At 46.7% G+C, this 11,900-nt stretch carries 18 protein-coding genes; 5 read left to right on the top strand and 13 right to left on the bottom strand.

All coding sequences use genetic code 11. The annotated features are described in order from the left end of the window. Positions 1-8 precede the first annotated feature (8 nt). The 5 genes from H6797_04400 to H6797_04380 all read right to left on the bottom strand — a co-directional run bounded on the left by H6797_04400 (position 9) and on the right by H6797_04380 (position 2,725). Positions 9-182 (bottom strand): hypothetical protein, encoded by a 174-nt coding sequence (locus tag H6797_04400; protein USN96287.1) that lies wholly within the window; start codon positions 180-182, stop codon positions 9-11. A 104-nt stretch (positions 183-286) separates the two neighbouring features. Then, positions 287-1,006, bottom strand: coding sequence for a hypothetical protein (locus H6797_04395; protein ID USN96286.1), 720 nt, complete (start codon positions 1,004-1,006; stop codon positions 287-289). A gap of 20 nt (positions 1,007-1,026) precedes the next feature. Further along, complete coding sequence (locus H6797_04390) at positions 1,027-1,581, bottom strand: hypothetical protein (GenBank protein ID USN96285.1); 555 nt, start codon at positions 1,579-1,581, stop codon at positions 1,027-1,029. A gap of 76 nt (positions 1,582-1,657) precedes the next feature. Beyond that, positions 1,658-2,251: a hypothetical protein gene (locus tag H6797_04385; GenBank protein ID USN96284.1), complete on the bottom strand. Its 594-nt coding sequence runs from the start codon at positions 2,249-2,251 to the stop codon at positions 1,658-1,660. Positions 2,252-2,326: 75 nt separating this feature from the next. Continuing rightward, positions 2,327-2,725, bottom strand: a complete 399-nt coding sequence (locus tag H6797_04380) for a cupin domain-containing protein (GenBank protein USN96283.1) — start codon at positions 2,723-2,725, stop codon at positions 2,327-2,329. Positions 2,726-2,828: 103 nt separating this feature from the next. Here H6797_04380 and H6797_04375 point away from each other — a divergent pair, with 103 nt between their 5' ends. Beyond that, positions 2,829-3,389 carry a hypothetical protein gene (locus tag H6797_04375; GenBank protein USN96282.1) on the top strand — a complete coding sequence of 187 codons (561 nt, stop codon included), beginning with the start codon at positions 2,829-2,831 and terminating at the stop codon, positions 3,387-3,389. Between the two features lie 4 nt (positions 3,390-3,393). Here the strand turns inward: H6797_04375 and H6797_04370 are convergent, their stop codons facing one another. Then, a complete protein-coding gene (locus H6797_04370) occupies positions 3,394-4,038 on the bottom strand; it encodes a hypothetical protein (GenBank protein USN96281.1) in 645 nt (214 codons plus the stop codon). 172 nt (positions 4,039-4,210) lie between these two features. On the opposite strand from H6797_04370, the gene H6797_04365 reads away from it, so the two are divergent. Continuing rightward, positions 4,211-4,888 (top strand): class F sortase, encoded by a 678-nt coding sequence (locus H6797_04365; GenBank protein USN96280.1) that lies wholly within the window; start codon positions 4,211-4,213, stop codon positions 4,886-4,888. A gap of 18 nt (positions 4,889-4,906) precedes the next feature. Here the strand turns inward: H6797_04365 and H6797_04360 are convergent, their stop codons facing one another. Together H6797_04360 and H6797_04355 are read right to left on the bottom strand one after the other, a co-directional pair. Continuing rightward, positions 4,907-5,143, bottom strand: coding sequence for a hypothetical protein (locus tag H6797_04360; GenBank protein ID USN96279.1), 237 nt, complete (start codon positions 5,141-5,143; stop codon positions 4,907-4,909). A gap of 1 nt (position 5,144) precedes the next feature. Further along, positions 5,145-5,435, bottom strand: coding sequence for an RNA-binding protein (locus tag H6797_04355; protein USN96278.1), 291 nt, complete (start codon positions 5,433-5,435; stop codon positions 5,145-5,147). Positions 5,436-5,636: 201 nt separating this feature from the next. Here H6797_04355 and H6797_04350 point away from each other — a divergent pair, with 201 nt between their 5' ends. Next, the gene (locus H6797_04350; protein ID USN97110.1) at positions 5,637-5,972 is read left to right on the top strand and encodes an FKBP-type peptidyl-prolyl cis-trans isomerase; all 336 of its coding nucleotides are present in this window, start codon (positions 5,637-5,639) and stop codon (positions 5,970-5,972) included. 65 nt (positions 5,973-6,037) lie between these two features. Here the strand turns inward: H6797_04350 and H6797_04345 are convergent, their stop codons facing one another. Both H6797_04345 and H6797_04340 read right to left on the bottom strand, forming a co-directional pair. Next, positions 6,038-7,369, bottom strand: coding sequence for a hypothetical protein (locus H6797_04345; GenBank protein USN96277.1), 1,332 nt, complete (start codon positions 7,367-7,369; stop codon positions 6,038-6,040). Next, positions 7,362-7,664: a hypothetical protein gene (locus H6797_04340; GenBank protein USN96276.1), complete on the bottom strand. Its 303-nt coding sequence runs from the start codon at positions 7,662-7,664 to the stop codon at positions 7,362-7,364. Before H6797_04340 ends, H6797_04345 begins: the two co-directional genes overlap by 8 nt. Before the next feature lie 179 nt (positions 7,665-7,843). Here H6797_04340 and H6797_04335 point away from each other — a divergent pair, with 179 nt between their 5' ends. Beyond that, positions 7,844-8,605 (top strand): sulfite exporter TauE/SafE family protein, encoded by a 762-nt coding sequence (locus H6797_04335; protein ID USN96275.1) that lies wholly within the window; start codon positions 7,844-7,846, stop codon positions 8,603-8,605. A 6-nt stretch (positions 8,606-8,611) separates the two neighbouring features. Here the strand turns inward: H6797_04335 and H6797_04330 are convergent, their stop codons facing one another. The 3 genes from H6797_04330 to H6797_04320 form a co-directional block, all read right to left on the bottom strand. Next, positions 8,612-10,249, bottom strand: a complete 1,638-nt coding sequence (locus H6797_04330) for an ABC-F family ATP-binding cassette domain-containing protein (GenBank protein USN96274.1) — start codon at positions 10,247-10,249, stop codon at positions 8,612-8,614. Positions 10,250-10,318: 69 nt separating this feature from the next. Further along, on the bottom strand, positions 10,319-10,708 hold the full coding sequence (locus H6797_04325; protein ID USN96273.1) for a hypothetical protein: 390 nt from the start codon (positions 10,706-10,708) through the stop codon (positions 10,319-10,321). Between the two features lie 54 nt (positions 10,709-10,762). Beyond that, positions 10,763-10,978 carry a hypothetical protein gene (locus H6797_04320; GenBank protein ID USN96272.1) on the bottom strand — a complete coding sequence of 72 codons (216 nt, stop codon included), beginning with the start codon at positions 10,976-10,978 and terminating at the stop codon, positions 10,763-10,765. A 207-nt stretch (positions 10,979-11,185) separates the two neighbouring features. On the opposite strand from H6797_04320, the gene H6797_04315 reads away from it, so the two are divergent. After that, the gene (locus H6797_04315; GenBank protein ID USN96271.1) at positions 11,186-11,794 is read left to right on the top strand and encodes a hypothetical protein; all 609 of its coding nucleotides are present in this window, start codon (positions 11,186-11,188) and stop codon (positions 11,792-11,794) included. Positions 11,795-11,900: the final 106 nt, after the last annotated feature.

The raw sequence follows: 11,900 nt of genomic DNA, 5'->3' as shown, positions 1-11,900 counted from the left end.
AGCGGACATTATACTGTTTCAGAAAAGATGGTGCTCTTGGTCTTGCCTAGGGCGATGCAAGCCACGAGGCATACAAAGCCGCAGACGAGGAGTAAAACGCCGCCTCCAACGCTAGCGCCGGAGACCAGCAAAACACTCATGATGAAAAGAAACATGACCAGCGTGTTGATGAAGGTTTGCATGGCAACTCCTTCTGAATCGTAGGGAAAGGACACCAGCTGTATAGATGGTGGATTAACTATAGCATGAGCGAGTTATGCATGAAACACTCATGTATTTATCAAGTTTATTCGTTACGTTCCAGATAGTCGCTGGGTATAATGTTGTCTTCGGCGAGTTCTACTTCGTCTGTAAAAAATTGACGAAACGGCGTGGTTTGTAAGTTCCAGTTTTTACCAGTTCTGTCAGCCATGCCTTTGATTTCAGGTGTGCTTTCCGCCAGCGCAGTTGTTAACGACAGCATGTATGGAAGTGCCATGCCAGCTTGGAAATATTCACGGTTTTCTTCAGGTGAAAGACGGTATCTGATTCGCGAATGTTCTAGGAGGCGATCGAATTTTTCATATACATTAGGATATTGCGACATACCGTACCAGGCTGCTCGGGCAAAATCCTGCGCGCGATAAAGTTGTTCTTCTGAGTTTTGCATGCGGGCTAGTTGGAGTGTGAGATCTAGATTTGAGCTAGGAAGATAGTGGACTTCGTTTTGAAATGTCATTGCAACTTTGAACCCGACAGTAGCAAGGCTACTATTGTTGCCTTGCACGAGGTCCCACTGTCCACAAAGTAGCATCGCGGCTTTGAATGTCCTGTACCCTGCTCCGTATCCGATGGTAGCGGTTGGCGCATGAAATAAATTTACCCTTGCCCTGAATTGATTATTATCCAGTTTTTCTATGGTGTTCAGCCACCCGTTTGCACCCTGCTCTTTAAGTGAGTCTTTTATGTCGCCCAGAGGGAAGCTTTCATTGGGTAGAATTTTCGGTATAGTGTCCCTCGTATACATGTGCCCCCCAGTGTAGCATGTTACGTGTCGAAGCGTTTTAGCAATTGATCGGCTGGTTTTACTAAGGCGTCGTAGATGACGCATGCGCGCGATGCTGCCTCTGTTAAATCTGTCATTGCCGTGATTTCTTCCACCATATCACGGAGAGTGGAAGGATCGAAATGGTTCATAAACCCGTTTATAGCTTCGTTAAGAGTTGACTGCGACCTGTCCGCGCTACTAAGTGCAAACTCTAGCGCCCTTGCTCGTTCATTTAACTTGCTTTCGGGTAGCATAAATAACGTGTCGACGTATTGTTTAAAGGATAACCTAGTGTTTGATTCTTGATTACGTAACCCATGAGAATAAATTTGCTTGTATGCTTCGTGCTGATCCCGCTCCAGCGACTCTATGGCGCGATCAATTGTCTCTTTGCGTATATGTAGATCGGCCATGTAGATTGCTCGCCTGTGTTCGAGTTGCTCAGGTAATCGGTCAAATGCGTCACTAAGTTCTTGTAAATACTGTTGATCCTCGGGGGCTATGTTGCCAAAGTCTGGTCCGCCGGATGCTTCAGGTGTTTCGGGGTTCGACATAATGAAAACACTATAACAAATTAAAAGATATGAACCTAATCAGAGTATTGTAAGGGTCTTTAGAACTGATGAAATTTTACAAGACGAAAAGCCTGCGTAGTAGTCCGGCTTTTTGTCTGCGTCGCATGAACAAATATTTAGCAGCTTGGTCGGCGCACTCATTGCAAAAATCGCTTTTTTCGCGAGTCGCTGTACGATACATGGTGCACTGTTCTAGGCTGCAGTGCCACTCGCCATCATAATTTTCACCGTTTCGTTTGACGTCCATCAGGTGACCAAACTCGTGCTGTACAGCGCGTTCTGACACTTCTTCTGGATATTCGGAATTGATTATTCCGTACGGTTTTTCTTTACCGTTCGTTATTGCTATACCTACTATTATTTCATTTCGCTCATCGTACTCTGTCTGTAGCCCAGGGGACGATATGAGTGGATTGTGCGTCATAACTACGCCGTAATCTGCCCTTGTCTCTATAGTGGGCACGTCATCTACATTGACATGTGAAACGCCCGGATAACCAAGTGGGGCTAGCCGGCCGCTATCAATAACTCCTAAGCCATCATCAAAAATCAGATTCATTTCTTGCAGGGCGCGTACGGCAAGCTCAACAGCCGCGTCTGGCGAACCGCGATCCCGAAATACTTCAACACTTATTCGCGGTAATTTCATTACCGGTGATTATAAAATCAAAAAATATACTTGTCAATAAATAAAGTTTTCATCCTCAGAATCGGAGTAGATTATTTATTCGCTCGTTACGCCGTCGAATTCGATTTCATGAGCTTCGGCGTCCTTTTTGGTGGCACGTACTAACCCGTCTTGGTGATGTGGCGGTGAATAAAGTGTGTAGAGCTGGAGCGGCTCGGTTTGCGATACGTTTACGACGTCATGCTCCGAGCCAGCTGGTACGACCACGGCAAAACCATCGCTGACGTCATGTTCATTGCCGTCGATGATTACCTTGCCTGTTCCACTTTCGAATCGCAAAAACTGATCATTATCCGGGTGAATTTCCATGCCGATTTCGCTACCAGGCGCGATGCTCATCACGACTAGCTGTGCGTTGTGTCCGGTGTACAAAACGTGGCGAAAATTTGTGTTCGCTTTCGATATTTCTTCGATATTGGCTACGAATCCTCTCATATACCCTCCTTGTGTCTATATATAATTATGACACAAACTACACATTAAATTTGTACGGTCGATAAATGTGTAGTACCCTTGTCCCTACGAAACAGGAGTATATATGCGAAAAATTTGGGGTATTCCAGTACGAGATTTATGGAAATGCGAAAACGGTGAGCCGTTTGAGCCGGATGATTTACATCCGGTCGTGTTTAGCGACGTATTGCACGAACGAGTAATCGGTATCAGGAAACAGAACGAAGACGATGCAGTGATAGTTCACTCGTATGACCCGACTATGGATCGAGGACGCGCAAGAGACTTCGCGTATATGATATGGGGAAAGCCCGACACGTGGACGAAGCCTGACGTAAATCTCAAGACTGTAGCGTGTCTTGGCGTTCCGGCCTGCGAAGCTTGCATCGGAAACCCATTGCCAACCGTAGACGCCGCGCTAAGCTGGCGCATACGATCATTTGCCTTGAGCGATAGCTTGATTGCAAAGCATCTACCTACAGAGACTGAACATTTGCTGACGGAAGTGATTGGCGAGCCAGACATGGAGCGCATTCATGCCGAATTGTTGCGTCGTTGCGTCGCGCTGTTTGGTGCGCCGTATGACAATGTAACCGGTGAAATTTCACCGTCATATAGCCTTGCGTACGAATCAGGCTCGAACTAGTTGGTCAGGTCGTAAAGCATCGACCGAAACTGTCACTGTCTGGTTCGCCAGTCGTTTCTATCATGCCTGAAAATTTCGGTGTGTAGCCTTCGAGCCTGCTTGTCCAGGCAAACATGAATGGCAGCGCCATGCCCGCTTTAAAATAATCGCGATCTTCTTCGTCGTCTAGGGCGAACCGCGTCCGGCCAATTTCGAGTAAACGCTCATAAACTGCGTATACGTGCGGATAGTCAGCGATACTTTCCCATGCAAAGCGCGCGAATTCACGCGCCAAGTGCTTTTGCTGCTCGCACATTTGAGTCAATTGCTTGGTCAGGTCTACGTCACACTTTGGTAGTAGTCGAGCCTGCTGATTGAAGGTCATAACTAGTCTATACCCTACATGTGAGGCCGGTACACCATCTGCTCGTGAATTGTCCCAACTTTGACAAAGTCGCACTGCAGCGTCGTGCGTCAAACATGCTTTTTCACCGTCTTGCGATGTTGGCGCATGGTGGAAGTTGACGTGCGCCGAATACCCGTCGCGGTCCATGTCCTCTACTCTTTCGAACCACTCAGATACTTTTTTGTTTCGGTGGCTATCATAGACGACATCACCTATCGGAAACTGCTTGTTAGGCTTTATGGCGGGAACGTTTTCCGATGTCATATTGCACCCATTGTATACCAATTGTCTAGCGGACGAGACGTAACCAGACGGGACCCCTCGTACACGCTTGCATTTTTTGTAGTTTTCTGATATAATTATATTAAGTTCATATAGATCCCGGAGGGCGACTGTCCGGGGTTTTTTATTTGCAGACATGCATTGGGAGAATTATATGCAACGACGTACTAGTTTATTGTCAGCTTTCGCCGCTCTTATGGTCGGTGTTAATCTCTGTGTCACTGTTTGGGCGGCAACACCTGCCTACTCATCAGAAAACCCTCACACGCAAGAGCTCGCGCTGCCGCAAGCTGCTCAAAACTCAAGCCAAAATTCTCCAAGTTCAAGCATATCTAAACCACAAGTGTTCACGGCGTCGACTAAGAACGTGTCTGCTGCTCAGCCTGCTAAGCCTCGTGCTGCGGCTGTCGTAGGCAACAGCCTCTCGATTCCATCTATCGGGTTTCAGTCGTCTATCATCGAGGTGGGCGTAACGGCAACCAACAATATTGACGTACCTTCCAGCCTACAGGTTGGTCATTGGATTGGTAGCGCTCGACCCGGTGTGGATGGCGCGGCATTTTTGGACGGTCATGTTGACGGCGTCTTTGCTAAGCTTCACAGTGTTCGTGAAGGTCAAATTATCAGCGTAAACTATGGTGGTCAAACGTTCAAATACCGTGTAGTACACACAGAAACAGTACCCCTAGTCGATATTGACATGGGCAAAGCGTTGAGTGTCTATGGCGACGGTTCTCAAGGATTGAATCTTATGACTTGCGCCGGAACTTATGTAGCGACACAAGGTACTTACGATCACCGCCTAGTCGTCTACGCCGTCCGCGTATCGTAGATATCGGACCTTCGTTAGCTATCGGATTTTTGTCATCAGTTTGAGGTTTAGAACGTACTGCCGATGGTTCATGCGTGGGTGTTTACTCATGTAGTCCATGTGCTTTTCAACGAATTGGAATTCATCGACAGAAACCAAAGAATAAATAGGCCGAGTATTATACTCGGCACTTTTTACCATCACCATCAGTTCCTCCCGAAGCGACACCCCTTGTTCTGATTTCAAGAATTGTTGCCTCGTGAGAGAATTCGTCATATTACCAACTTCGTCGGAAGCCGCCTTGGTGACGAGGTTGTTCCTCGCGTGGCTTGGCGACGTTTACGACTAACCTTTGTCCTTCAAACTCTTTGCCATCGAGTTCGGCGATTGCTTTTTTAGCTGCTTCGTCATCGGCCATTTCTACGAATCCAAATCCTTTGGACTTGTTTGTCTGTCGGTCAATGATGATGTCCGCGCTGTTTACTTGTCCGTACTGAGAGAATAAATCATTGAGACTTTGTTCGACGGTATCGTAAGAGAGTTTTCCTATAAATAGTTTTGTTGCCATGTGTTGCCTTTCGTTTAAAGCTTTTAGATGCAATATGCGTTGCTTTTGTCGTACAGGTCGGTGGCTAAACCAATATATAGCGATAAGTCTAGAATACTTGCTGTTTTTAGTATAACACTTTTTTTGATCTTTTGCAGCTATACTAGGTACATGGATAATACTCAAAAACTCGAAGGTACGAAATTAGCAAACTTTAACCCTATGACTGAAGTGACTGAATTACAGATCACTGACGTGACTGTAGGCACGGGTGACGAAGTGCCACAAGGCGCGACAATCACCGCTCATTACACCGGTGCTCTCGTAGCAGACGGTACGATTTTTCAAAGCAGCCACGACTTTGGAAATCCTGTGACGTTTCCACTTAGCGGCGTTATTCCTGGCTGGACACAAGGCGTGCCAGGCATGAAAGTCGGTGGCGTACGCCGTTTAGTTATACCGGCAGCTATGGCCTATGGCCCTGCTAGCCCATCGCCAAACATCCCACCAAACAGCGATTTGGTGTTTGATATCGAGCTGACGGCGATTGAATCGTAAATAGTTGCTACTTAAAATACCCTCGGCTTTTACGTTCGGGGGTATTTTAAGTACGAGCGCATTGTCTAAAATTGTGATTTTTTGCGGCTCAGAGTGAGTGCTCCAGCAGTTATGAATAGACTGATTGAAGTCAGGGCGAGCAAGCCTGCCAGATAGTCTTCACGTGAGCCGACGCCAGTATTGGGCGCGCCAGGCGCAACGGCTTCGGCTAGGCCGACTGGGTCAACGATATGGCCGTCGACCGTGCCATCGTCGTCGAGTGCCGAGCCATCCGTAACGGTGTATACGACTTTGGTTGCGGCTTGGCCGCCTATCAGCACGCTGCTGATTGTTGCATTGGTGATGTTTTGGTATGTGTGCGTGGTTGAATTGTACTTACGTAGCACGAGTCCGCTTGGGTCGACGCCGTAGTAATACTGCGTTATCGTGGCGGTATCGCCAGGGCTGGCGCAATCTAGAACGAAACTGAGCATGCCTGCTGGGTACGTGTAAGAGTCGTCGTTCGTATGGGCGGCCGCGGATACGTTCGTATTTGTCGGGCAGCCTACGGTATCGAGAACGGCATATCTATTTGTTACTGGGTCTACTAAACTTGTCACGTTTGTTTGTTGTGAATCGGGCGTGCTGTCTCCATTGGCATCACCGCCGTTTGGAGCTGCCGCTTCGACGGATTGTAAGACGCCGTCATTGTCGTCTGGCGGCGCAGTAGTAAACTTCCATCCGTCAGATATTGCTGTACCGCTGCTATTGACTGCGATAACCTTCCAGTAGTACATCGTATTTGTGTCTAGTGCCGTTGAAGGCGTATATGTTGTGTTTGTTAGCCCGCTCTCATTGATGACGATATTTGAATAATTTGCATCACTTGCGACAACCAGCTGGTATGTGTCGGCTAGATTTGCAGCTCCCCACGAAAATGTCGGTGTCGTGCTGACATCGGTAGTACTGTTTGTGGGTGCACTGAGTATTGGTGCGTCTGGGGCGCTGGCATCCGCTAAGTAGACAGGGTCGTATGTTGCGCTTGTGTTGACCGTATAGCCTCCCCCGCCGTCTGGCGTAAAGCTGATGGCTTGCCCTTCGGTAAGGCTGGCGGAATTATATGAAACTTGGTTTGCTGTCGTGCCGTCTTTGTTTATGCCAACTGTTGCCGAGTTTCCCATGGACGCGTCACCACCGAGTAAATCTCGATATTGTAGTTGGACTTTGTTTGTCCCTTCGTACAAAATAGCCTGAAATGTACCCATGGGGAGGCTGGGGTTGCTATAAAAGTACATATTGGTCCATTGCATGATGAATTCCTGGCTGCCAGGCGTTCCGATTGTTTTGTACAAGATAGATTGGTCGCTGAAATCCCTTGTGATTAAATCATCCCAAAAGGCCATGATCGAGTTACTCATACTTCCGTACGGAAGCACTATTGGAATATGTACTGGAGCCGCTGCTAAAATTCAACGTACCGTTGATGTTGGCATAGGTGCTCGAGTAGGTGCTGCCGTAAAAGTCAAAATTAAATCCAAGGTTGATTGGACCTGCGTAATCATCGTCGCCGGCAAGCCCAGTGTTGCCACCGGTGTAGATAGTCTCGCCAGGTACTGCGTGTACAAATGCCGGTGCTGACTGTGAAATTAAAAGTACGGCAACGGAAATCAATACCGTCACTCTCATACGCAAACGCATAAGTTTAGTGTTCAACTTCGTTCCCCCTTGTTTGCTATTAATATAGCATGAGCTTCTTAGGTACAACAAGTATTTTTGCCGGAATCCACTAAATAACTACCCGCTGATGTTCATAGCAGGATAGGACAATATTTTTGAACAATTCTGCGACGTGTTGTCTGGTATACTTTGTACAGGAACAACACAAAACAAACATGGAAAATGATGTTATATTGCTCGTAACTGCCGTCGTCGTGGGCGCTATGAATGCTATCGCTGGTGGCGGCATGCTTGTTGGTCTGCCTGTCATGATTGCAATTGGTATACCGCCAATTACAGCTAGCGCGACCGGTGTTATTATTACTGCACCTGGTCAGCTAGCGTCAGCCATTGGTTACTGGAATTATCTAAAACGAGTGCCGCTGCGCTATGCGTGGCTACTAGTGCCAGTGGTTATCGGTGCGGCTGCAGGCTCTATTACCTTGCGCGGTACTGAGCCGGGATATTTCGCCAAATTAGTGCCGGTATTGGTGTTGTTTGGTATTGGACTGTTCGCTTTTCAGCCACTTATGCATTTCCATCTGCATAAACTGGTGAAAGGTCGTGCAAAGTCTAACTGGCCACTATTTTTACTCGGTCTCGCTCTGTTGCCGGTAAGTTATTATGGTGGTTTTTTTGGTGCTGGCTTTGGGTTTTTGATGCTTGCTTTTTTGAGTTTTACGAACGTGCACGACACTCACATGATGAATGCCATGAAAAATATATCGGCCGTGTTTCTTGCCGTTACATCTATGATTTGTCTATACGGGTCGAACCTCTTAGATTGGCGTATAGGCGTAATTATGGCGATCGGTAGTATTGTTGGCGGCTACAGCGGGTCTCGATTTGCGCAGCGCATCTCGGGCCATTGGCTACGAGTAGGCATTATCGTTGTCGGGTTGGCTGCGGTTGTCTACCTAGCATATTGTGCGTACTAGACGTTGCTATTCCTTGCCGATTTTTATCACGTCGCCACCGATTTTATCGCGGAAATAATTGTCGTGACTTACGTATATGGTTGCACCGGAGTATTTACTCAGAGCCGTTTCCATCTCTTCTATGCTCGGTAGATCCAAGTGGTTGGTTGGTTCGTCTAGGATGAGCAGCTGCGGGTCATTTGCCAGCATGGCTATCAGCTGGAATCTTGCCTTTTGCCCTCCGCTGAGGCGTTCTACGGGCACTTTGCCGTCGCCTTCGGTAAACAAATAGTCGCTCATCAGTGACCTGATTTTGGTCGTCGATATCGCAAGCCCACGATCTAAGTACATTTTTTCAATCGCTATTTCTAACGGAAGATCGAAGTATGTCGGCGATACTTCTTGCTCGTACACACCTACTCGCACGTGCTTGTCGACAGTCAGCTCGCCGTCAAATGTCGTAACTGAGTTGTCGCCCAGGATTGCTTTGATCAGTGTCGTCTTACCGGCGCCGTTTCGGCCGCGCAGCTCAATTGCTTCGCTTTCGCGTAGGTCGATGTTAAGTCCTTCAAACAGTGGAGTGTCGTAGCCAAGGCTTAGGCCGCGAGTAGCCACGAGTACGTGTTTGCTTCGTGAGTCATTGTTTTTTAAATTGATGCGCACGTTTTTGGCTTTGAATTTTTCGTATTGGGCGGCAGTTTTGTAATTAAGGTCGGCAGCTGATTCTTTGTCTATCCAGAACGTCGGCTTTTCTTTTTGCTGTAGCTCGGCCAATTCTTTACGAGACTGCTCTTCTAATCGTTTAAACCGCTGAATCGTGCTAGGGTTGCGAGATTTTTCCTTGAACCGCTGGTACTCTATGACCTTGGCTTTCAGGTTCGTGATGCGTCGTTCAATCATTTCAAATTCGTTCATCTGGCTACCCGTACTGACGGCATTTTGTTTTAGATAGGCGTCGTAGTTACCTTTGAAGCTTTGCGAACCACCGTCTTTGAGCTCGACGATACGGTCGACTTCGCGCAGCACGTCGCGGTCGTGAGTAATGACCAGCACGGCTTCGCGAGCGTTTTTCATCCAGTCGACAAATTGCTGTTTGGCGATGTAGTCCATGTGGTTAGTCGGCTCGTCGATTAGTGCTAAATGCGCGTCGGAATGCATAATCTTAACAACTTCGACGAGTCGTTTTTGCCCGCCGCTGAGTGTAGAAAAATGTCGGTGCGATATGCCGCTTAGCTGGAAGTTTTCGAGTTCTCGCTCGATTTGATCTTCGATTTGGTAAAAGCCTTTGTCGTCGAACCGCTGCAACGCTTCGCTATATTCATTTATCAGCTTCATGTTGTCGCCCATTGTTTCAGGGTATGTTTCTATGATGTGGCTGAGTTTGCTGTATTCCGGCAAGCCCTGTAGTACATACTGCAGCACCGTTTTGTCACCTACGTCGTGGTATTCCTGTTGAGTTGCCACTACGACCGAGCCATTTTTGTAGATGATTTCACCGGTGTAGTCTTTGTCGGTGCCATTAAGTATGCCAAACAAAGTCGACTTACCTACTCCGTTGCGGCCGATGATGCCGATTTTTTCGCCGTCATTTATCGTAAACCTCACATTTTGCATGAGGCTTTTTGGTCCGAATGATTTTTCGGTGATGGAAATGTCGGCAATCACAGCTACTAATAGTAACACCTTAGGCGCAGATGGTCTAAGGTGTTGGGCAAATAAATAATTCAGGCGACGCTATTTATTGAGTTCGTGTTGCATTAGTTCGTCTGTCAGATTGATTATGTAGTCTTCTTCGGTTTCAATTACTATTTGCTCGTGAATGTCAGCTAAATCTTCTCCGTTCATGCGTGTAGCGTAGGCATTTATAAACATCGGCCGTTCTATACCGTATTCGCGCAAGGCGGTTTTTGCCAGCATCACAGCATATGGCAGTCGCTCGTCGGGAAATTCAGTATCTTCGTTGATGCTGATGGTTAAGTAATCGTCAATAGTCGATACAACCATGGGCGTAGAGCCTTCTGCTGAATTTTTCATCATTTTCTCGCTTATACTTTCTAAGTCTACCAGTGATTTTTCCGGTATGATCATCCGAAACGTATAAGCATATTCTTCAACAGACGACATAATACCGTACATTGTATCAAACTTGGTTTTACCTTGCGCAATATTTGGCAAATTTTAGGAGTTCGGCTTCGCCGTGTTTGAGTCTCGCCGTACTACGCCGTCATGAGATAGCCCCTCCACTACGTCTGGCGGGCCGTACTTGTCCGTATATGCTTGTTTGATTCCTGCAATTTCTGCTCGAACTCTTTCTGTTTCAATGTCGTTAGCTATTTCGAGATTTTTCTGCCATTGATTAAGTGAAATTTCTTTTTTGTGATTGTAAATATTCATAGTTGTTTCTCCTTGCGCGTTAGGCTGATCGCTTGTTTGGGAGTAAACTACTGAGTTTGGGGTAGAGACTTCTTTTTAGTGATTTCGTCGTAATGACTTTTCTATACTTAATTTACCATATTTTTGTAAATTAAGCAAATTACCAAGAAAATCTCTGTATTAGAATTTATCTTTGACGTTTTTTGTTACTTATGATATAGTCTCGTCATGAATCACGAGTTTACTGGTGAAGACGATTTCAAGCTGGAAGGCACGGCATTCATCGACATGCGTATACTCGATCAACTCTCGGACATCAAGGACTTATGCACTGCCTTTGCAGAAAAACCTCTTTTAAAAAACGGCGACCCACTTGAAAAGGCCGCATCTGCGCATTTAAGTGCGGTACGGATTGCACTTGAGCAAATCGACGACGAGTCCGGTAGCGTTGAAAATATAAATGAAATGATTGAATACGCCAGAGGGCTCGAAATCCAACGCGTTGCATTTCTCAATGAAATCAGTGGAAGCAAGGATGAGCCATACACTGTGGCAAACGATGCTTTTGATTCGCTACGCAGCTATTTACTAGAATCTGAGAGCGACGACAACGATGACGAGAGTGTGGCCGAGCAAGTTCTCGAGTTGTACCAGATGTGTTTTCAAGCCGACATGAACCAACTTTCTGCCATTAGTGCAGAAAATTACGAACAAAAGCCAAGCGTCAAACGCAAAGAACTACTCAAAAAAATTGGCTTTCAGGCGCTTGACGTGGCAAAAGTTGGCTTGGGCGTATTTGTAGGCATTGCGGCCGCCAAAAAATCAAAACTCATCTAGCTGACCGTACGTTCAATATTGTCGATTGCGTGGCAGACAACACGTGTTTACTTGTAATATATTTAAATTCATGATAAAACATGCCTATACACAAATTGTGTTGTTC

It is taken from the genome of Candidatus Nomurabacteria bacterium, assembly GCA_023898645.1.
Classification (GTDB): domain Bacteria; phylum Patescibacteriota; class Saccharimonadia; order Saccharimonadales; family Saccharimonadaceae; genus UBA2112.
The sequence above is the reverse complement of the archived record's forward strand: the minus strand, read 5'-3'. Positions and strand labels throughout refer to the sequence as shown.

Coding starts and splice junctions, on each gene's coding strand:
- H6797_04335 (USN96275.1), top strand. CDS start 7,844: ATGGAAAATGATGTTATATTGCTCGTAACTGCCGTCGTCGTGGGCGCT.
- H6797_04380 (USN96283.1), bottom strand. CDS start 2,725: ATGAGAGGATTCGTAGCCAATATCGAAGAAATATCGAAAGCGAACACA.
- H6797_04345 (USN96277.1), bottom strand. CDS start 7,369: ATGAGTAACTCGATCATGGCCTTTTGGGATGATTTAATCACAAGGGAT.
- H6797_04375 (USN96282.1), top strand. CDS start 2,829: ATGCGAAAAATTTGGGGTATTCCAGTACGAGATTTATGGAAATGCGAA.
- H6797_04370 (USN96281.1), bottom strand. CDS start 4,038: ATGACATCGGAAAACGTTCCCGCCATAAAGCCTAACAAGCAGTTTCCG.
- H6797_04325 (USN96273.1), bottom strand. CDS start 10,708: ATGTCGTCTGTTGAAGAATATGCTTATACGTTTCGGATGATCATACCG.
- H6797_04385 (USN96284.1), bottom strand. CDS start 2,251: ATGAAATTACCGCGAATAAGTGTTGAAGTATTTCGGGATCGCGGTTCG.
- H6797_04365 (USN96280.1), top strand. CDS start 4,211: ATGCAACGACGTACTAGTTTATTGTCAGCTTTCGCCGCTCTTATGGTC.
- H6797_04360 (USN96279.1), bottom strand. CDS start 5,143: ATGACGAATTCTCTCACGAGGCAACAATTCTTGAAATCAGAACAAGGG.
- H6797_04400 (USN96287.1), bottom strand. CDS start 182: ATGCAAACCTTCATCAACACGCTGGTCATGTTTCTTTTCATCATGAGT.
- H6797_04315 (USN96271.1), top strand. CDS start 11,186: ATGAATCACGAGTTTACTGGTGAAGACGATTTCAAGCTGGAAGGCACG.
- H6797_04390 (USN96285.1), bottom strand. CDS start 1,581: ATGTCGAACCCCGAAACACCTGAAGCATCCGGCGGACCAGACTTTGGC.
- H6797_04355 (USN96278.1), bottom strand. CDS start 5,435: ATGGCAACAAAACTATTTATAGGAAAACTCTCTTACGATACCGTCGAA.
- H6797_04320 (USN96272.1), bottom strand. CDS start 10,978: ATGAATATTTACAATCACAAAAAAGAAATTTCACTTAATCAATGGCAG.
- H6797_04350 (USN97110.1), top strand. CDS start 5,637: ATGACTGAAGTGACTGAATTACAGATCACTGACGTGACTGTAGGCACG.
- H6797_04395 (USN96286.1), bottom strand. CDS start 1,006: ATGTATACGAGGGACACTATACCGAAAATTCTACCCAATGAAAGCTTC.